22 protein-coding genes are annotated in these 19,736 nt (G+C 51.9%); 20 read left to right on the plus strand and 2 right to left on the minus strand.

Translation table 11 applies throughout. The features are described from left to right. The first annotated feature begins 105 nt into the window (after positions 1–105). The 20 genes from hofM (at position 106) to C3D30_RS18030 (ending at position 17,807) form a co-directional block, all read left to right on the plus strand. Entirely contained in the window at positions 106–885 is a 780-nt protein-coding gene (hofM, locus tag C3D30_RS17935; RefSeq protein ID WP_000874539.1) for a DNA utilization protein HofM, read from the plus strand. Beyond that, positions 885–1,424 carry a PilN domain-containing protein gene (locus tag C3D30_RS17940; RefSeq protein WP_105287210.1) on the plus strand — a complete coding sequence of 180 codons (540 nt, stop codon included), beginning with the start codon at positions 885–887 and terminating at the stop codon, positions 1,422–1,424. The genes hofM and C3D30_RS17940 overlap by 1 nt, the downstream gene beginning before the upstream one ends. Next, complete coding sequence (gene hofO, locus C3D30_RS17945; protein ID WP_105287211.1) at positions 1,408–1,848, plus strand: DNA utilization protein HofO; 441 nt, start codon at positions 1,408–1,410, stop codon at positions 1,846–1,848. Before C3D30_RS17940 ends, hofO begins: the two co-directional genes overlap by 17 nt. After that, positions 1,838–2,242 (plus strand): DUF2531 family protein, encoded by a 405-nt coding sequence (locus C3D30_RS17950; protein ID WP_001264143.1) that lies wholly within the window; start codon positions 1,838–1,840, stop codon positions 2,240–2,242. The genes hofO and C3D30_RS17950 overlap by 11 nt, the downstream gene beginning before the upstream one ends. After that, complete coding sequence (gene hofQ, locus C3D30_RS17955; protein WP_105287212.1) at positions 2,154–3,392, plus strand: DNA uptake porin HofQ; 1,239 nt, start codon at positions 2,154–2,156, stop codon at positions 3,390–3,392. The genes C3D30_RS17950 and hofQ overlap by 89 nt, the downstream gene beginning before the upstream one ends. A 400-nt stretch (positions 3,393–3,792) precedes the next feature. Then, complete coding sequence (gene aroK, locus C3D30_RS17960) at positions 3,793–4,314, plus strand: shikimate kinase AroK (RefSeq protein WP_000818618.1); 522 nt, start codon at positions 3,793–3,795, stop codon at positions 4,312–4,314. 56 nt (positions 4,315–4,370) lie between these two features. Then, positions 4,371–5,459: a 3-dehydroquinate synthase gene (gene aroB / locus C3D30_RS17965; RefSeq protein ID WP_016159530.1), complete on the plus strand. Its 1,089-nt coding sequence runs from the start codon at positions 4,371–4,373 to the stop codon at positions 5,457–5,459. Between the two features lie 91 nt (positions 5,460–5,550). Then, entirely contained in the window at positions 5,551–6,849 is a 1,299-nt protein-coding gene (gene damX / locus C3D30_RS17970; protein ID WP_000343127.1) for a cell division protein DamX, read from the plus strand. A 106-nt stretch (positions 6,850–6,955) separates the two neighbouring features. Further along, positions 6,956–7,792, plus strand: coding sequence for an adenine-specific DNA-methyltransferase (gene dam, locus C3D30_RS17975; RefSeq protein ID WP_000742149.1), 837 nt, complete (start codon positions 6,956–6,958; stop codon positions 7,790–7,792). Positions 7,793–7,809: 17 nt separating this feature from the next. After that, positions 7,810–8,487 (plus strand): ribulose-phosphate 3-epimerase, encoded by a 678-nt coding sequence (gene rpe, locus C3D30_RS17980; RefSeq protein WP_000816280.1) that lies wholly within the window; start codon positions 7,810–7,812, stop codon positions 8,485–8,487. After that, complete coding sequence (gph, locus tag C3D30_RS17985) at positions 8,480–9,238, plus strand: phosphoglycolate phosphatase (protein ID WP_001031729.1); 759 nt, start codon at positions 8,480–8,482, stop codon at positions 9,236–9,238. Before rpe ends, gph begins: the two co-directional genes overlap by 8 nt. Continuing rightward, positions 9,231–10,235 carry a tryptophan--tRNA ligase gene (trpS, locus tag C3D30_RS17990; RefSeq protein ID WP_000165546.1) on the plus strand — a complete coding sequence of 335 codons (1,005 nt, stop codon included), beginning with the start codon at positions 9,231–9,233 and terminating at the stop codon, positions 10,233–10,235. Before gph ends, trpS begins: the two co-directional genes overlap by 8 nt. A 161-nt stretch (positions 10,236–10,396) precedes the next feature. Next, positions 10,397–11,302, plus strand: coding sequence for a GntR family transcriptional regulator YhfZ (yhfZ, locus tag C3D30_RS17995; RefSeq protein ID WP_001254800.1), 906 nt, complete (start codon positions 10,397–10,399; stop codon positions 11,300–11,302). A gap of 16 nt (positions 11,303–11,318) precedes the next feature. Continuing rightward, complete coding sequence (locus C3D30_RS18000) at positions 11,319–11,681, plus strand: hypothetical protein (protein ID WP_010349551.1); 363 nt, start codon at positions 11,319–11,321, stop codon at positions 11,679–11,681. Positions 11,682–11,764: 83 nt separating this feature from the next. Beyond that, positions 11,765–12,928, plus strand: coding sequence for a YhfX family PLP-dependent enzyme (locus tag C3D30_RS18005; protein ID WP_105287213.1), 1,164 nt, complete (start codon positions 11,765–11,767; stop codon positions 12,926–12,928). Beyond that, positions 12,929–14,155 (plus strand): phosphopentomutase, encoded by a 1,227-nt coding sequence (locus tag C3D30_RS18010; protein ID WP_105287214.1) that lies wholly within the window; start codon positions 12,929–12,931, stop codon positions 14,153–14,155. Beyond that, positions 14,152–15,030, plus strand: a complete 879-nt coding sequence (locus tag C3D30_RS18015) for a phosphotriesterase-related protein (protein ID WP_000006975.1) — start codon at positions 14,152–14,154, stop codon at positions 15,028–15,030. Before C3D30_RS18010 ends, C3D30_RS18015 begins: the two co-directional genes overlap by 4 nt. A 10-nt stretch (positions 15,031–15,040) precedes the next feature. Continuing rightward, positions 15,041–15,394 (plus strand): DUF2620 domain-containing protein, encoded by a 354-nt coding sequence (locus C3D30_RS18020; protein WP_010349555.1) that lies wholly within the window; start codon positions 15,041–15,043, stop codon positions 15,392–15,394. Between the two features lie 11 nt (positions 15,395–15,405). Continuing rightward, positions 15,406–16,710, plus strand: coding sequence for a YhfT family protein (locus tag C3D30_RS18025; protein WP_105287215.1), 1,305 nt, complete (start codon positions 15,406–15,408; stop codon positions 16,708–16,710). Positions 16,711–16,721: 11 nt separating this feature from the next. After that, positions 16,722–17,807 (plus strand): aminotransferase class I/II-fold pyridoxal phosphate-dependent enzyme, encoded by a 1,086-nt coding sequence (locus tag C3D30_RS18030; RefSeq protein ID WP_105287216.1) that lies wholly within the window; start codon positions 16,722–16,724, stop codon positions 17,805–17,807. Between the two features lie 107 nt (positions 17,808–17,914). Here the strand turns inward: C3D30_RS18030 and C3D30_RS18035 are convergent, their stop codons facing one another. Together C3D30_RS18035 and cysG are read right to left on the minus strand one after the other, a co-directional pair. Next, complete coding sequence (locus tag C3D30_RS18035) at positions 17,915–18,082, minus strand: YhfL family protein (protein ID WP_001031838.1); 168 nt, start codon at positions 18,080–18,082, stop codon at positions 17,915–17,917. A gap of 279 nt (positions 18,083–18,361) precedes the next feature. After that, a complete protein-coding gene (gene cysG, locus C3D30_RS18040) occupies positions 18,362–19,735 on the minus strand; it encodes a siroheme synthase CysG (protein ID WP_016159519.1) in 1,374 nt (457 codons plus the stop codon). Between the last annotated feature and the right edge of the window lies 1 nt (position 19,736).

Genomic DNA, 19,736 nt, shown 5'->3' on the forward strand with positions numbered 1-19,736 from the left:
TTAGTTTCATTTGGGCAGTTTATAAACAAACGCGCGGTAGTATAAAGGCAAGCCAGACGCATTGATATACCCGTCAGAGTGACGGGGGATAAGGAGATCATCACAATGGCATTTAAGATCTGGCAAATTGGTTTGCATTTACAACAGCAAGAAGCGGTGGCGGTTGCTATCGTGCGTGGCGCGAAAGAATGCTTTTTGCAACGCTGGTGGCGTTTGCCGCTGGCGACCGACATTATCAAAGATGGGCGCATTATTGACGCGGAACGGCTGACTAAAACGTTGTTACCGTGGAGTCGTGAACTGCCACACCGTCATCACATTATGTTGGCATTTCCCGCTAGCCGAACGTTACAAAGGGCATTTCCGCGTCCGGCAATGTCCCTGGGCGAACGGGAGCAAATGGCTTGGTTGACAGGTACGATGGCTCGCGAGCTGGATATGGAACCGGACTCCCTGCGCTTTGATTACAGCGAAGATTCGCTAAGTCCCGCCTATAACGTGACCGCTGCGCAAAGCAAAGAGCTGGCAACGCTGCTTAGCCTGGCAGAAAGATTGCGTATTCACGTTAGTGCGATTACCCCAGACGCCTGCGCTTTGCAGCGATTCCTGCCTTTTTTACCTTCTCATCAGCAATGTCTGGCCTGGCGTGATAACGAACAGTGGCTATGGGCGACACGTTATAGCTGGGGGCGCAAACTGGCGGTAGGGATGACAAGCGCGAATGAACTGGCCGCGACGTTAGCCATTAATTCTGAAAGTCTCGCGATATGCGGTGAAGGCGGATTTGACCCCTGGAATGCGGTTTCTGTGCGTCAGCCGCCGCTACCGCCGCTAGGTGGAGATTTCGCTATCGCGCTGGGGCTGGCGCTTGGGGAGGGGTGCTGATGAATCCGCCAATCAATTTTTTGCCATGGCGAGAGCAACGCCGGACGGCCTTTCTTCGCTTCTGGTTGCTGATGTTCGTTGCTCCTCTGCTGCTGGTTGTCGGGATAACGCTAATGCTGCGTTTGACAACCAACGCTGAAGTACGCGTTGACGCTGTTTTGCTTCAGGCGGAACAACAACGCGCCAGCACCCTACAAACCAGTAAACCCCGTTTGCTGGAACGCCAACAATTACGCGAACAGCGTTTGCAACGTCAGCGCCAGCGACAATTTACCCGCGACTGGCAATCTGCGCTGGAGTCACTGGCGGCACTTTTTCCCGAACAGGCCTGGCTGACAACGATAAGCTGGCAGCAGGGAACGTTGGAGGTAAAGGGACTTGCGACGAACATTACTGCGCTAAACGCACTGGAAAAAGCACTCCGCCAGGATGCTTCTTTTCAGCTCAATCAGCGTGGAGCCACGCAGCAGGATGCACAAGGACGCTGGCAATTTGAGTATCAGTTAACAAGGAAGGTTAGCGATGGACATGCTCTTTGACTGGTGGTTCGCGACATCACTCCGTATCCGCCAGTTTTGCTGGGCAGTCTGGTTGCTGATGTTAGTTACGCTCATTTTTCTTTCATCGACACACCATGAAGAGAGTGACGCATTAATTCGACTGCGGGCAAGTAATCACCAGCAATGGACTGCACTGTATCGCCTGGTAGACACCACTCCCATCATTGAAGAAAAGACGTTGCCCTTTTCGCCACTGGATTTTCAGTTGCCCGGCGCGCAACTGCTTTACTGGCATCCATCCGCTCAGGGAGGCGAGTTGGCGTTGAAAACGTTCTGGGAAGCTGTGCCGTCGGCATTTACACGACTGGCAGAGCGCAACGTCAGCGTGAGCCGTTTTTTGTTAAGCGTGGAAGGTGGCGATCTTTTGTTCACGCTACAACTGGAGATGCCGCATGAGGGTTAAACGCTGGTTGTTGGTAGGCATTGCCTTGTGCCTTTTAACCGGTATGCGCGACCCTTTTAAGCCGCCGGAAGATCTATGCCGGGTAAGCGAACTCACCCAGTGGCGTTATCAGGGGATGGTAGGGCGAGGCGAGCGCGTTATTGGCGTAATAAAAGATGGGCAAAAAAAATGGCGACGGGTGGAGCAAAACGATGTGCTGGAGAATGGCTGGACAATTTTACAACTGACGCCAGAAACATTAACGCTGGGAACTGGAAAAAACTGCGAACCGCCACAGTGGTTGTGGCAACGGCAAGGAGATAAAAATGAAGCAATGGATAGCCGCACTACTGTTGATGATGATACCCAGCGTACAGGCGGCAAAGCCGCAAAAAGTGACGCTGATGGTGGATGACGTTCCGGTGGCTCAGGTATTGCAGGCGCTGGCTGAACAGGAGAAGTTAAACCTGGTGGTTTCGCCAGATGTCAGCGGTACGGTGTCGTTACATCTCACTGACGTTCCCTGGAAACAGGCACTACAAACCGTAGTGAAAAGCGCCGGGCTGATAACGCGCCAGGAAGGCAACATTCTTTCAGTGCATTCTGTTGCCTGGCAGAATGACAATATCGCCCGTCAGGAGGCTGAACAGGCGCGGACGCAGGCAAATCTGCCGCTGGAAAATCGCAATATTACTCTGCAATACGCCGACGCCGGAGAGCTGGCGAAAGCAGGGGAGAAGCTACTTAGCGCCAAAGGCAGTATGACTGTCGATAAACGCACTAATCGCCTTTTGCTGCGTGATAACAAAACGGCGTTAAGTGCGCTGGAACAATGGGTAGCGCAAATGGATTTGCCGGTCGGGCAGGTTGAACTGTCGGCGCACATTGTCACCATTAATGAAAAAAGTTTGCGGGAATTGGGGGTGAAATGGACGCTGGCCGATGCGCAACAAACTGGCGGCGTTGGGCAAGTGACCACGCTCGGTAGCGATCTCTCCGTAGCGACGGCGACAACGCATGTCGGTTTTAACATTGGGCGCATCAGCGGGCGTTTACTGGATCTGGAGCTTTCCGCGCTCGAACAAAAACAGCAACTGGATATTATCGCCAGCCCGCGTCTGCTGGCCTCACATCTCCAGCCTGCCAGCATTAAACAGGGGAGCGAGATCCCGTATCAGGTTTCCAGTGGTGAAAGCGGCGCGACGTCGGTGGAATTTAAAGAGGCCGTGCTGGGAATGGAGGTCACGCCCACGGTATTACAAAAAGGTCGCATCCGACTGAAATTACACATCAGCCAGAACGTTCCGGGGCAGGTGCTACAACAAGCTGATGGCGAAGTGCTGGCGATTGATAAGCAGGAGATCGAAACGCAAGTTGAGGTAAAAAGCGGAGAAACGCTGGCACTGGGTGGCATTTTTACCCGTAAAAATAAATCGGGTCAGGATAGCGTACCGCTGTTGGGCGACATCCCCTGGTTCGGGCAATTATTTCGTCATGACGGAAAAGAAGATGAACGACGCGAGTTAGTGGTATTTATCACGCCACGGTTGGTTTCCAGTGAGTAAACTACCGCGAAAACGGCGATGTTTTCATGCTGAACATGTTTCATCTATTTGACGCGCGCAGGTATTTAGCATACAAGGAGTACCGATTTGAGAGTCGGTGCTCTTTGTTACCTGCGTTTTATGATGGTGATTTATCTTTCACGCGGCATTTTGCTGTCTTTTTTAGGCTAATCTTACCCGGTGATTTATCGCCAGAGCGGTGATAGCAAGGCAGTGCACCTGCAGCGACCAGATATGCAGAGGGATGGGCAATTTATTCAGTTGCCAAACCCGCTGGAGTATTGAGATAATTTTCAGTCTGACTCTCGCAATATCTTATGAGGTTTCAGTTCATGTCCTGCGGCGCTCTCTGAGCGAAGCGGGTTTATCATTAACGAATAGTCTTAGTAGTACCGAAAAAATGGCAGAGAAACGCAATATCTTTCTGGTTGGGCCTATGGGTGCCGGAAAAAGCACTATTGGGCGCCAGTTAGCTCAACAACTCAATATGGAATTTTACGATTCCGATCAAGAGATTGAGAAACGAACCGGAGCTGATGTGGGCTGGGTTTTCGATTTAGAAGGCGAAGAAGGCTTCCGCGATCGCGAAGAAAAGGTCATCAATGAGTTGACCGAGAAACAGGGTATTGTGCTGGCTACTGGCGGCGGCTCTGTGAAATCCCGCGAAACGCGTAACCGTCTTTCCGCACGTGGCGTTGTCGTTTATCTTGAAACGACCATCGAAAAGCAACTTGCGCGCACGCAGCGTGATAAAAAACGCCCGTTGCTGCACGTTGAAACACCGCCGCGTGAAGTTCTGGAAGCATTGGCTAATGAACGCAATCCGCTGTATGAAGAGATTGCCGACGTGACCATTCGTACTGATGATCAAAGCGCCAAAGTGGTCGCAAACCAGATTATTCACATGCTGGAAAGCAACTAATTCTGGCTTTATATACACTCGTCTGCGGGTACAGTAATTAAGGTGGATGTCGCGTTATGGAGAGGATAGTCGTCACTCTCGGGGAACGTAGTTACCCAATTACCATCGCATCTGGTTTGTTTAACGAACCAGCTTCATTCTTACCGCTGAAATCGGGTGAGCAGGTGATGTTGGTCACCAACGAAACCCTGGCTCCTCTGTATCTCGATAAGGTTCGCGGCGTACTTGAACAGGCGGGTGTTAACGTTGATAGCGTTATCCTTCCTGACGGCGAGCAGTATAAAAGCCTGGCAGTACTCGACACCGTTTTTACGGCGTTGTTGCAAAAGCCGCACGGTCGCGATACGACGCTGGTGGCGCTTGGCGGCGGCGTAGTAGGCGATCTTACCGGTTTTGCAGCGGCGAGCTATCAGCGCGGCGTTCGCTTCATTCAAGTCCCGACGACATTGCTGTCACAGGTAGACTCTTCCGTTGGCGGCAAAACCGCAGTCAACCATCCCCTCGGTAAAAATATGATTGGCGCTTTTTATCAGCCAGCATCAGTGGTGGTGGATCTCGACTGTCTGAAAACACTTCCCCCGAGAGAGTTAGCTTCGGGGCTGGCGGAAGTCATCAAATACGGCATTATTCTTGACGGTGAGTTTTTCAACTGGCTGGAAGATAATCTGGATGCGCTGCTCAGTCTGGATGGTACGGCAATGGCGTACTGTATTCGTCGTTGTTGTGAGCTGAAAGCAGAAGTTGTTGCCGCCGACGAGCGCGAATCCGGCTTACGTGCTTTACTGAATCTGGGACATACCTTTGGTCATGCTATTGAAGCGGAAATGGGGTATGGCAATTGGTTGCACGGTGAAGCGGTCGCGGCGGGTATGGTGATGGCAGCGCGGACGTCGGAACGTCTCGGGCAGTTTAGTTCTGCCGAAACGCAGCGTATTATTACCCTGCTTACGCGGGCTGGATTACCGGTTAATGGGCCGCGCGAAATGTCCGCGCAGGCGTATTTACCGCATATGCTGCGTGACAAGAAAGTCCTTGCGGGAGAGATGCGCTTAATTCTTCCGCTGGCAATTGGTAAGAGTGAAGTTCGCGGCGGTGTATCGCACGAGCTTGTTCTTAACGCTATTGCCGATTGTCAATCAGCGTAACAACAAGAAAGGTCAGGCCGCTTATCAAGTGGTCTATTAGCTTCAGGTTAATTGCAACGTAGTAAGCATTAACCTTTTAGTGGGGTGTTAAATGGATGAATTCAAACCAGAAGACGAGCTGAAACCCGATCCCAGCGATCGTCGTACTGGTCGTTCTCGTCAACCTTCTGAGCGTTCAGAACGTACTGAACGTGGCGAACCGCAGATCAATTTTGATGATATCGAACTTGATGAAACTGACGATCGCCGTCCGACTCGTGCGCAAAAAGAGCGCAATGAGGAACCGGAAATCGAAGAAGAAATTGATGATTCCGAAGATGAAGCTGTGGATGACGAGCGCGTAGAGCGTCGTCCGCGTAAGCGCAAAAAAGCAGCCAGCAAACCGGCTTCTCGTCAGTATATGATGATGGGCGTCGGTATTCTGGTTCTGCTGCTGTTGATCATCGGTATCGGTTCTGCGCTAAAAGCCCCCTCGACCTCTTCCAGCGATCAAACCGCGTCTGGCGAGAAGAGTATTGATCTTGCTGGCAATGCGGCCGATCAGGCGAATGGTGTGCAACCAGCGCCGGGAACCACGTCTGCGGAAAATACCCAGCAGGATGTTTCTCTGCCGCCGATTTCTTCTACGCCGACTCAGGGGCAAACCCCGGCGGCAACGGATGGTCAACAACGTGTTGAAGTGCAGGGTGACCTGAATAACGCGCTGACCCAGCCGCAAAATCAGCAACAGCTGAACAATGTGGCGGTGAACTCTACGCTGCCGACTGAACCCGCGACTGTAGCGCCAGTTCGTAATGGCAACGCATCGCGTGATACGGCGAAAGCGCAAACCGCTGAACGTCCGACCACCACGCGTCCAGCACGTCAGCAGGCGGTGATTGAGCCGAAAAAACCACAAGCAACTGTGAAAACGGAACCGAAGCCGGTAGCACAGACGCCGAAACGTACTGAACCGGCTGCACCTGTGGCGAGCACGAAGGCACCGGCTGCGACTTCTACGCCAGCCGCAACGCCAGCACCAAAAGAGACGGCGACTACGGCTCCAGTACAGACGGCATCCCCGGCGCAAACCACGGCAACACCAGCCGCTGGAGCGAAGACCGCAGGTAATGTTGGTTCGTTGAAATCGGCACCGTCCAGCCATTACACTCTGCAGCTGAGCAGTTCTTCTAACTACGACAACCTGAACGGTTGGGCGAAGAAAGAGAATCTGAAAAACTACGTTGTCTATGAAACGACGCGTAATGGTCAGCCGTGGTATGTACTGGTTTCTGGCGTGTACGCTTCGAAAGAAGAAGCGAAAAAAGCGGTATCTACATTGCCAGCCGATGTTCAGGCCAAAAACCCGTGGGCGAAACCGCTGCGTCAGGTACAGGCCGATCTGAAGTAATCAAGGTTATCTCCCGCAATGGTTTATCGTTGCGGGAGTTGCCTGAAGCGCTGGATGCTGTCGGAGCTTTCTCCACAGCCGGAGAAGGTGTAATTAGTTAGTCAGCATGAAGAAAAATCGCGCTTTTTTGAAGTGGGCAGGGGGCAAATATCCCCTGCTTGATGATATTAAACGGCATTTGCCTAAGGGTGAATGTCTGGTTGAACCTTTTGTGGGTGCCGGGTCGGTGTTTCTCAACACCGACTTTTCTCGTTATATCCTTGCCGATATCAATAGCGATCTGATCAGCCTCTACAACATTGTGAAGATGCGTACTGATGAGTACGTGCAGGCTGCCCGCGAGCTGTTTGTTCCTGAGACAAATTGCGCCGAGGTTTACTATCAGTTCCGCGAAGAGTTCAATAAAAGCCAGGATCCGTTCCGCCGGGCGGTACTGTTTTTATATTTGAACCGCTACGGTTACAACGGTCTGTGTCGTTACAATCTGCGCGGCGAGTTTAACGTGCCGTTTGGTCGCTACAAAAAACCCTATTTCCCGGAAGCTGAGTTGTATCACTTTGCTGAAAAAGCGCAGAATGCCTTTTTCTATTGTGAGTCTTACGCCGATAGCATGGCGCGCGCAGATGATGTATCCGTCGTCTATTGCGATCCGCCTTATGCACCGCTATCCGCGACCGCCAACTTTACGGCGTATCACACAAACAGTTTTACGCTTGAACAACAAGCGCATCTGGCGGAGATCGCCGAAGGTCTGGTTAACCGTCAGATCCCGGTACTGATTTCTAACCATGATACGGCGCTAACGCGCGAGTGGTATCAGCGCGCAAAATTGCATGTCGTCAAAGTTCGACGCAGTATAAGCAGCAACGGCGGCACACGTAAAAAGGTGGACGAACTGCTGGCTTTGTACAAACCAGGAGTCGTTTCACCCGCAAAAAAATAATTCTCAAGGAGAAGCGGATGAAACAGTATTTGATTGCCCCCTCAATTCTGTCGGCTGATTTTGCCCGCCTGGGTGAAGATACCGCAAAGGCCCTGGCAGCTGGCGCTGATGTCGTGCATTTTGACGTCATGGATAACCACTATGTTCCCAACCTGACGATTGGACCAATGGTGCTGAAATCCTTGCGTAATTACGGCATTACCGCCCCTATCGACGTACATCTGATGGTGAAACCAGTTGATCGCATTGTGCCGGATTTCGCTGCCGCAGGTGCCAGCATCATTACCTTTCATCCTGAAGCCTCCGAGCATGTTGACCGCACGCTGCAACTGATTAAAGAAAATGGCTGTAAAGCGGGGCTGGTATTTAACCCGGCAACACCGCTGAGCTATCTGGATTACGTGATGGATAAGCTGGATGTGATCCTGCTGATGTCCGTCAATCCTGGTTTCGGCGGTCAGTCTTTCATTCCTCAAACACTGGATAAACTGCGCGAAGTACGTCGTCGTATCGACGAGTCTGGCTTCGACATTCGACTGGAAGTGGACGGTGGCGTGAAGGTGAACAACATTGGCGAAATCGCTGCGGCGGGCGCGGATATGTTTGTCGCTGGCTCCGCTATTTTCGACCAGCCAGACTATAAAAAAGTCATTGATGAAATGCGCAGTGAACTGGCAAAGGTAAGTCATGAATAAGTTTGAAGATATTCGCGGCGTCGCTTTTGATCTTGATGGTACGCTGGTCGACAGTGCTCCTGGTCTTGCTGCTGCGGTAGATATGGCGCTGTATGCGCTGGAGTTGCCCGTCGCAGGTGAAGAACGCGTTATTACCTGGATTGGTAACGGCGCAGATGTTCTGATGGAGCGCGCATTGACCTGGGCGCGTCAGGAACGTGCGACTCAGCGTAAAACAATGGGTAAACCGCCCGTTGATGACGACATTCCGGCAGAAGAACAGGTACGTATTCTGCGTAAACTGTTCGATCGCTACTATGGCGAGGTTGCCGAAGAGGGGACGTTTTTGTTCCCACACGTTGCCGATACGTTGGGCGCGTTGCAGGCTAAAGGCCTGCCGCTAGGCCTGGTCACCAACAAACCGACGCCGTTCGTCGCGCCGCTGCTCGAAGCCTTAGATATCGCCAAATACTTCAGCGTGGTTATCGGCGGTGATGATGTGCAAAACAAAAAACCGCATCCGGACCCGCTGTTACTGGTGGCTGAGCGGATGGGAATTGCCCCACAACAGATGCTGTTTGTCGGCGACTCACGCAATGATATTCAGGCGGCAAAAGCGGCAGGTTGCCCATCCGTTGGCTTAACCTACGGATATAACTACGGCGAGGCTATCGATCTCAGCCAGCCTGATGTAATTTATCAGTCTATAAATGACCTTCTGCCCGCATTAGGGCTTCCGCATAGCGAAAATCAGGAATCGAAAAATGACTAAGCCCATCGTTTTTAGTGGCGCACAGCCCTCAGGTGAATTGACCATTGGTAACTACATGGGTGCGCTGCGTCAGTGGGTAAACATGCAGGATGACTACCATTGCATTTACTGTATCGTTGACCAACACGCGATCACCGTGCGCCAGGATGCACAGAAGCTGCGTAAAGCGACGCTGGATACACTGGCGTTGTACCTGGCTTGCGGTATCGATCCTGAGAAAAGCACTATTTTTGTTCAGTCCCACGTGCCGGAACATGCGCAGTTAGGCTGGGCGCTGAACTGCTATACCTACTTCGGCGAGCTGAGCCGCATGACGCAGTTTAAAGATAAATCTGCGCGTTATGCCGAGAACATTAACGCTGGTCTGTTTGACTATCCGGTGCTGATGGCTGCGGACATCCTGCTGTATCAAACCAATCTGGTGCCGGTCGGTGAAGACCAGAAACAGCACCTGGAACTGAGCCGCGATATCGCCCAGCGTTTCAACGCGCTGTATGGCGATATCTTTAAAGTACCGGAGCCGTTTATTCCGAAATCTGGCGCGCGCGTAATGTCGCTGCTGGAGCCGACCAAGAAGATGTCCAAGTCTGACGATAACCGCAATAACGTTATCGGTCTGCTGGAAGATCCGAAATCGGTAGTGAAGAAAATCAAACGTGCGGTCACTGACTCCGACGAGCCGCCGGTAGTTCGCTACGACGTGCAGAACAAGGCGGGCGTTTCTAACCTGCTGGATATCCTTTCTGCGGTAACGGGTCAAAGCATCCCGGAACTGGAAAAACAGTTCGAAGGCAAGATGTATGGTCACCTGAAAGGCGAAGTAGCTGAAGCGGTTTCCGGTATGCTGACTGAATTGCAGGAACGTTATCACCGTTTCCGCAACGATGAAGCCTTCCTGCAACAGGTGATGAAAGACGGCGCAGAAAAAGCCAGCGCACACGCTTCCCGTACACTGAAAGCGGTTTACGAAGCGATTGGTTTTGTGGCGAAGCCGTAATTCACTATTGATACCAAAAACCGGGGAAACCCGGTTTTTTTACGTCCTTATTTGCAATAACCCCAAAAAATGTGAAGCATCTCGCCGTTTCCACATCTCTTTGTTGCGCCTTATCTTCATTTTCATGAAGATATAAATATTCATTTTATTGAAAATTTATTATGCGTCGAACGTTTATCAAAAAAGAAGGCGTCGTCATCACGACGCTGGCTCGTTATTTGTTAGGTGAAAAGTGTGGTAATCGCCTGAAAACCATAGATGAACTGGCAACTGAATGCCGTTCGTCCGTCGGCCTGACGCAGGCCGCGTTAAAAAATCTGGAGTCAAGCGGCGCGATTCGGATTGAACGTCGCGGGCGCAATGGCAGTTATCTGGTAGAGATGGATAACAAAGCACTGTTGACCCATGTTGATATCAATAATGTGGTATGTGCGATGCCCTTGCCCTATACCCGCTTGTACGAAGGTTTAGCGAGCGGGTTAAAAGCTCAGTTTGATGGCATTCCTTTTTACTATGCGCATATGCGTGGTGCGGATATTCGCGTGGAGTGTTTGCTTAACGGTGTCTATGACATGGCCGTAGTTTCGCGACTGGCGGCGGAAAGTTATCTCACGCAAAAAGGCTTATGTCTTGCGCTGGAGTTGGGGCCGCATACCTACGTTGGCGAGCACCAGTTGATTTGCCGTAAAGGGGAGTCAGGTAACGTGAAGCGCGTGGGGCTGGATAACCGTTCGGCAGATCAGAAGATCATGACCGATGTCTTTTTTGGCAGTAGCGATGTGGAGCGAGTCGATCTCTCTTATCACGAGAGTTTACAACGCATTGTTAAAGGCGATGTCGATGCGGTTATCTGGAATGTGGTAGCGGAAAGCGAACTGGCCATGCAGGGATTAGAAGCGACGCCGCTAACAGACGATCCGCGATTTTTACAGGCTACTGAAGCCGTGGTTTTGACGCGAGCCGATGATTACCCGATGCAACAATTGCTGCGTGCGGTTGTTGATAAACACGCCCTGCTTGCCCATCAACAGCGAGTGGTCAGTGGGGAACAGGAACCCAGTTATTAAACGAAAGGCATCTAAAATGGAAACCAGACTCAACCTGCTTTGCGATGCAGGGGTCATCGATAAGGACATCTGCAAAGGCATGATGCAGGTCGTCAAAGTACTGGAAACAGAATGCCATCTACCAGTGCGCAGTGAGCAGGGGATGATGGCAATGATACATATGGCGAGTGCGCTGATGCGCAGTCGTCGCGGCGAACAGATCCAGCCACTGGATGACGAATTGCTGGCTGAACTGGCGCAATGTAGCCACTGGCCAGCGATCATGCAGTTGCACCAGGTGTTATTGCAGGGATTCGCGCTGGAAGTTAACCCGTGTGAAGAAGGCTATTTGCTGGCCAACCTTTATGGATTATGGATGGCCGCTAACGAAGAGGTCTGAAGCCCACAACAAATCCACGTCGCATAACTTAAATATTCAAAAAAATGAATATTTGATTCAAGGAACAGAAACGAGGCAACAAGATGTTTGTAGAAGCATTGAAACGCCAGAACCCGGCACTGATTTCTGCCGCACTAAACCTGTGGCAGCAGGGCAAGATAGCCCCGGACAGTTGGGTTGTCGACGTGGATCAGGTACTGGAAAACGGTAAGCGGCTGATTGAGACGGCGCGGCTTTACGGTATTGAGCTGTATCTGATGACCAAACAGTTCGGTCGCAATCCGTGGCTGGCGGAAAAACTGCTGGCGCTGGGCTACAGCGGCATTGTGGCGGTGGATTACAAAGAGGCGCGAGTGATGCGCCGCGCAGGTTTGCCGGTGGCGCATCAGGGGCATCTGGTACAAATCCCTTGTCACGAGGTCGCTGATGCCGTTGAACAGGGCACCGACGTCATCACCGTGTTTACCCTTGCCAAAGCGCAGGAAGTTTCTGCGGCAGCGGTGAAAGCGGGGCGGATTCAGTCTGTGCTGCTCAAAGTTTATAGCGACGATGATTTTCTTTATCCGGGGCAGGAGAGCGGTTTTGCTCAACATTCGTTGCAGGAAATTGTCGCTGAAATCCAAAAACTGCCAGGAGTCCATTTAGCGGGACTTACCCATTTCCCTTGCCTGCTATGGAATGAGGGCGTTGGGAAAGTTTTGCCGACGCCGAACCTCCAGACGTTGGTCAATGCCCGCAACCAACTGGCGGAATCTGGTGTTGCTGTTGAGCAATTAAACGCGCCTTCAGCAACCAGCTGTACTTCGCTGCCATTGCTGGCGGAATACGGTGTTACTCATGCCGAACCCGGTCATGCGCTGACGGGCACTATTCCGGCAAACCAACAGGGCGACCAGCCTGAACGCGTAGCCATGCTCTGGTTAAGCGAAATATCCCATCATTTTCGTGGTGATAGCTACTGCTACGGCGGCGGCTATTACCGTCGTGGTCATGCGCAACATGCGCTGGTGTTTACACCAGAAAATCAAAGCATTACTGAAACATATCTCAAAACTGTGGATGACAGCAGCATCGACTACACCTTGCCTTTGGCTGGTGAGTTTCCGGTGAGTAGCGCGGTGGTGCTCTGTTTTCGTACACAAATTTTTGTTACCCGCAGTGATGTCGTGCTGGTGTCCGGTATTCAGCACAGAGCGCCGGAAATCGTAGGCCGTTATGACAGCCTCGGCAACCTTCTGGAGGCGTAAATGGCGCGATTTGTGGTGTTAGTGATTGATAGCTTCGGCGTGGGAGCAATGAAGGATGTCACGCGGGTACGCCCGCAGGATGCCGGAGCCAATACATGCGGTCACATTCTTTGTGAGTTACCGCATTTACAACTGCCGACGCTGGAGAAGTTGGGGCTTATTAATGCTCTGGGCTATGCCCCCGGAGACATGCAGCCATCGGATTCTGCAGTTTGGGGTGTGGCGGAACTGCAACATGAAGGTGGCGATACCTTTATGGGGCATCAGGAAATTTTAGGTACGCGACCACTGCCGCCGCTGCGGATGCCCTTTCGTGATGTTATTGACCGTGTTGAGCAAGCATTAATTACTGCGGGCTGGCAAGTAGAGCGCCGTGGCGATGAGTTGCAGTTTCTGTGGGTTAACCAGGCCGTGGCAGTTGGCGACAATCTCGAAGCAGATTTAGGCCAGGTCTATAACGTGACCGCCAATCTCGGCGCAATACCGTTCGATGAAGTCATCGAAATAGGTCGTGTGGTGCGTGAGCAAGTTCTGGTTGGCAGAGTGATTACATTTGGGGGGCTGTTAGCGGACAGCCAGCGCATTCTCGATGCCGCAGAAAGCAAAGAAGGGCGCTTTATTGGTATCAATGCGCCGCGCTCTGGCGCTTATGACAACGGCTTCCAGGTCGTGCATATGGGCTACGGCGTCGATGAGAAAGTACAAGTGCCGCAAAAACTGTATGAAGCGGGCGTGCCAACCGTGCTGGTGGGTAAGGTGGCAGATATCGTCAGCAATCCTTATGGCGTGAGCTGGCAAAACCTGGTGGATAGCCAGCGGATTATGGATATCACCCTCGACGAATTTAACACGCATCCGACGGCGTTTATTTGCATCAATATCCAGGAAACCGACCTCGCTGGTCATGCAGAAGACGTCGCACGTTATGCCGAACGTTTGCAGGTCGTTGACCGTAACCTTGCCCGGCTTGTTGAGGCGATGCAGCCAGATGATTGCCTGGTCGTAATGGCGGATCACGGTAACGATCCGACCATTGGTCACAGCCACCATACCCGTGAAGTGGTGCCAGTGCTGGTTTATCAGCAAGGGCTGGTCCACACGCAACTCGGTGTGCGCACCACGCTTTCTGATGTGGGGGCTACCGTGTGTGAATTTTTCCGTGCGCCACCGCCACAAAATGGTCGCTCTTTTCTTTCCTCCCTCCAGTTTGCAGGAGACACCCTATGAGTTTTGATCCGACGGGTTACACCCTGGCCCATGAGCATCTGCATATTGATCTCTCCGGCTTTAAAAACAACCTGGATTGCCGCCTTGATCAGTATGGGTTCATTTGTCAGGAGATGAACGACCTGATGGCGCAAGGTGTGCGTAATGTGATTGAGATGACCAACCGTTACATGGGGCGCAATGCGCAATTTATGCTCGATGTAATGCGCGAGACGGGGATCAACGTGGTGGCCTGTACCGGTTATTACCAGGACGCGTTTTTCCCGCAACATGTGGCGACCCGCAGCGTGCAGGAACTGGCGCAGGAGATGGTCGATGAAATTGAGCAGGGTATCGATGGCACGGAGCTGAAAGCCGGGATCATCGCGGAGATTGGTTCCAGCGAAGGAAAGATTACGCTGCTGGAAGAGAAAGTGTTTATTGCTGCCGCGTTGGCACATAACCAGACCGGATGCCCGATCTCCACGCATACGTCATTTAGCACGATGGGGCTGGAACAACTGGCTCTGCTGCAAGCCCACGGAGTTGATCTTTCGCGCGTTACTGTCGGGCACTGCGATCTGAAAGACAACCTCGACAATATTTTGAAGATGATCGAACTCGGCGCGTATGTGCAGTTCGACACCATCGGCAAGAACAGTTACTACCCGGATGAAAAGCGCATTGCGATGCTTCATGCACTACGCGACCGTGGATTACTGAACCGCGTCATGCTGTCGATGGATATTACGCGTCGCTCCCATTTAAAAGCCAACGGTGGTTATGGCTATGACTATTTATTTACCACCTTTATTCCACAACTGCGCCAGTCAGGATTCAGCCAGGCCGATGTGGATGTGATGTTACGTGAAAATCCCTCTCAATTTTTCCAATAAGGACAGACTCATGAAAAAGATTGGCGTTGCAGGCTTACAGCGTGAGCAGATTAAAAAAACCATTGAAACGACGGCTCCAGGCTGTTTTGAAGTTTTCATTCACAACGACATGGAAGCGGCAATGAAAGTGAAATCCGGGCAACTGGATTACTACATTGGCGCGTGTAATACCGGTGCGGGTGCGGCATTGTCGATTGCCATTGCGGTGATTGGTTATAACAAAAGTTGCACTATTGCCAAGCCGGGCATCAAAGCGAAAGACGAGCATATCGCCAAAATGATCGCCGAAGGGAAAGTCGCATTTGGACTTTCCGTTGAGCACGTTGAACACGCGATTCCGATGCTGATTAACCATCTGAAATAAAAGGCACGACTATGGATCTGTATATTCAGATTATCCTGGTGGCGTGCCTGACCGGTATGACATCGCTTCTGGCGCATCGCTCGGCGGCCGTTTTTCATGACGGCATCCGCCCGATCCTGCCGCAACTGATTGAAGGTTATATGAACCGTCGCGAGGCGGGGAGTATCGCTTTCGGTCTGAGCATCGGTTTTGTGGCCTCGGTGGGGATCTCTTTTACCCTGAAAACCGGCCTGCTCAACGCATGGCTGCTTTTTCTTCCTACCGATATCCTCGGCGTACTGGCGATAAACAGCCTGATGGCGTTTGGTCTTGGCGCGATCTGGGGCGTACTGATCCTCACCTGCCTGTTGCCGGTAAACCAGCTGCTGACCGCACTGCCGGTGGATGTATTAGGCAGTCTGGGGGAATTAAGCTCGCCGGTGGTTTCAGCTTTTGCACTGTTCCCTCTGGTGGCGATTTTCTACCAGTTTGGCTGGAAGCAAAGCCTGATCGCCGCCGTGGTTGTGCTGATGACCCGTGTGGTGGTAGTGCGCTATTTCCCGCATCTCAATCCGGAATCCATCGAAATCTTTATTGGCATGGTGATGCTGCTGGGGATCGCGATAACTCACGACCTGCGTCATCGTGATGAAAATGACATCGATGCCAGCGGGCTTTCGGTGTTTGAAGAACGCACGTCGCGGATTATCAAAAACTTACCGTATATCGCCATCGTGGGAGCATTGATTGCCGCCGTTGCCAGCATGAAGATTTTTGCTGGCAGTGAAGTGTCGATCTTCACCCTGGAGAAAGCGTACTCCGCAGGCGTAACGCCGGAACAATCACAAACGCTGATCAACCAGGCGGCACTGGCAGAATTTATGCGCGGGCTGGGTTTTGTACCGTTGATTGCCACCACCGCGTTAGCAACGGGTGTGTATGCAGTTGCGGGCTTTACCTTTGTTTATGCGGTGGGCTATCTCTCGCCGAATCCGATGATTGCGGCGGTATTAGGCGCAGTGGTTATTTCGGCGGAAGTCCTGTTACTTCGTTCGATCGGCAAATGGCTGGGACGCTACCCGTCAGTGCGTAATGCGTCGGATAACATCCGTAACGCCATGAATATGCTGATGGAAGTGGCGCTGCTGGTCGGCTCGATTTTCGCGGCAATAAAAATGGCAGGCTATACCGGATTCTCCATTGCGGTTGCCATTTACTTCCTCAACGAATCTCTCGGTCGTCCGGTACAAAAAATGGCGGCGCCGGTCGTGGCAGTAATGATCACCGGCATCCTGCTGAATGTTCTTTACTGGCTTGGCTTGTTTGTTCCGGCTTAAGGAATGCACTTATGAAGACGTTTCCTCTGAAAAGTCTGACCATTGCTGAAGCGCAGCAGAAGCAGTTTGCGCTGGTGGATAGCATTTGTCGCCATTTTCCTGGTAGCGAATTTCTTACCTGCGGTGATTTGGGATTAACGCCGGGGCTGAATCAGCCCCGCATTACCCAGCGTGTGGAGCTGGTGCTGGCTGATGCGTTTCACGCGCCAGCGGCGGTGCTGGTGCAAGGCGCTGGCACAGGAGCGATTCGTGCCGGGCTGGCGGCTTTGCTTAAACCAGGGCAGCGTCTTCTGGTGCATGATGCGCCCGTTTATCCGACGACACGCGTCATCATTGAACAGATGGGGCTGACGCTTATTACTGTTGATTTCAATGATCTGTCGGCACTGAAGCAGGTCGTAGACGAGCAACAACCTGATGTGGCGCTGGTGCAGCATACGCGCCAGCAGCCGCAGGATCGCTACATTCTGGCGGATGTGCTGGCAACGTTGCGCTCGGCTGGCGTTCCTGCGTTAACCGATGACAACTATGCGGTAATGAAGGTAGCGCGAATCGGCTGCGAATGCGGGTCGAATGTCTCGACATTTTCCTGCTTCAAGCTGTTTGGGCCAGAGGGTGTTGGCGCGGTGGTAGGCGATGCTGACGTTATCAACCGTATTCGCGCCACGCTTTACTCCGGCGGCAGCCAGATTCAGGGCGCTCAGGCGCTGGAAGTCTTGCGTGGGCTGGTTTTCGCGCCGGTGATGCACGCGGTGCAGGCGGGGGTATCTGAACGATTGCTGGCTTTACTTAACGGCGGCGCGGTGCCGGAAGTTAAAAGTGCCGTCATTGCCAATGCGCAGTCGAAAGTGTTGATTGTGGAGTTTCATCAGCCAATTGCCACCAGAGTGCTGGAAGAAGCGCAGAAACGCGGTGCGTTGCCTTACCCGGTGGGCGCGGAGTCGAAATATGAGATCCCGCCGCTCTTTTATCGCCTTTCCGGAACGTTTCGCCAGGCGAATCCGCAATTAGAACATTGTGCGATTCGCATTAATCCGAATCGTAGTGGTGAAGAGACAGTGCTGCGGATTTTGCGTGAGAGTATTGCCAGCGTTTAATGTTGTGAACGATATTTTCAAAGGCAAGGTAAAAACAAATACGCCCTCTGATGAAAACAGAGGGCGTCAGACAATTAAACCGGTATTAACCGATTTATGTTAAGAGATTACTGTGCAGTCGGACCGCAGCCACCAATGATTTTAGAAATAGAAATTGCCGGGTGCAGCAGGTAATCGTAAGAGCAGTTCTTGTCACGGTTTTCAATATGACCAGTACATGCAGTTAATGTAGCCAGTACTGCACCTACCAGTGTTACTTTAATAAATTTATTCATTTTCATTCCCTATGTAAAATATATCGAGTAATATTCATTAATTATGTGAATATAAGCAAGCTGCTCGTTAGAAACAATACAGGAATATCTATTACACGTCAGTGTGTGGACTATTAATATTTCGATTATATTTGTAAGCCACTGTAACTGTGGGTGGTTGTTAAAAAACAAATTGGTTAAAAAGTTGTTTTATGTCTGCTGAAGATAAAAATTAATATGATGATTATTGTGAATAAAAAAAGGTCGGAAATATCCGACCTTGATTAAAATTTTATTTAATTAATGGTTTGAGAACCAGTTTAATTTGTCGCGCAGACCAACGACCCGGCCAATAATAATCAAAGACGGACTGTTCATTTGCTGCGCCAACTCGCCCAACTGTGCGAGCGTACCGTCAATCACGCGTTGCGTTACTGCCGTACCGTTTTCGACAATCGCTACTGGCATTTCGCCTGGCATTCCGTGTTCAATCAATTTTTGCTGAATAGTCGCAGCCTGATTCAGCCCCATATAGAACACCAGCGTCTGTTTTTCTGCTGCCAGGTTTTCCCAGTCCAGCTCACCACCGGTTTTTAAGTGTCCGGTAATTAAGCGTACGCTCTGAGCATAATCGCGATGCGTAAGTGGAATACCCGAATAGGCAGAGCAACCGGAAGCTGCGGTAATACCCGGAACCACCGAGAACGGAATGCCCGCGTTGCACAGTGTTTCCAGCTCTTCGCCACCACGTCCGAAAATAAACGGATCGCCGCCTTTCAGACGCACCACGCGTTTGCCTTTTTGCGCTTCCCGCAACAGGATCTGGTTAATCTCTTCTTGCGGTACGCAGTGGTATCCCGCGCGTTTGCCGACAAAAACACGGTCAGCATCGCGGCGTACCAGATTCATAATATCGTCAGAAACCAGACGGTCGTAGACCACCACATCAGCCTGCTGAATTTGTTGCAGACCTTTCAGCGTCAGTAGCCCGGCATCGCCAGGACCGGCGCCAACCAGCACCACTTCACCGCGATGGTCGAGCGGCTCGTTGATTAACTGTTCGGTCGTTTCAGTAATGGCTTTCTGATCGTTATTCGCCAGCGACTGCGCCAGGCGGTCGTTAACGAACAATTTTTCCCAGAAACGGCGACGCTCGCCCATCGTGGCGAACTTTTGTTTTACCCGACCGCGTAACTGCCCGGCATATTTCGCTACCTGGCCCAGATGCAACGGCAGCAGTGATTCGAGTTTTTCACGCAGCAGGCGCGCCAGAACCGGAGATGTGCCGCCAGAGGAGACCGCTACCATTAGCGGTGAGCGGTCAATAATCGACGGCATAATGAAGCTGGCGGCTTTCGGCGCATCGACCACGTTACAGAAGATGCGGCGAGATTCAGCGGCTTCGCTGACGCGCTGGTTAAGCGCGTCATCATCCGTCGCGGCAATCGCCAGCCAGCAGGTGTCGAGAAGGCTTTCATCAAATGGCCCTTCGACGAGGGTTAACATGCCTGCATCTGCCCATGCGGTGAACTGTGGAATAAACGCTAATGCATTCACCGTTAAGCGAGCGCCCGCGTCTAACAGCAACCTTGCTTTGCGTTCCGCAACATCACCACCGCCGACAATCAGACAGTCGCGATCGCGTAATTGGCAAAATATAGGCAAATGATCCACG

Origin of the sequence: Escherichia sp. MOD1-EC5433, assembly GCF_002966005.1 — a bacterium.
Classification (GTDB): domain Bacteria; phylum Pseudomonadota; class Gammaproteobacteria; order Enterobacterales; family Enterobacteriaceae; genus Escherichia; species Escherichia ruysiae.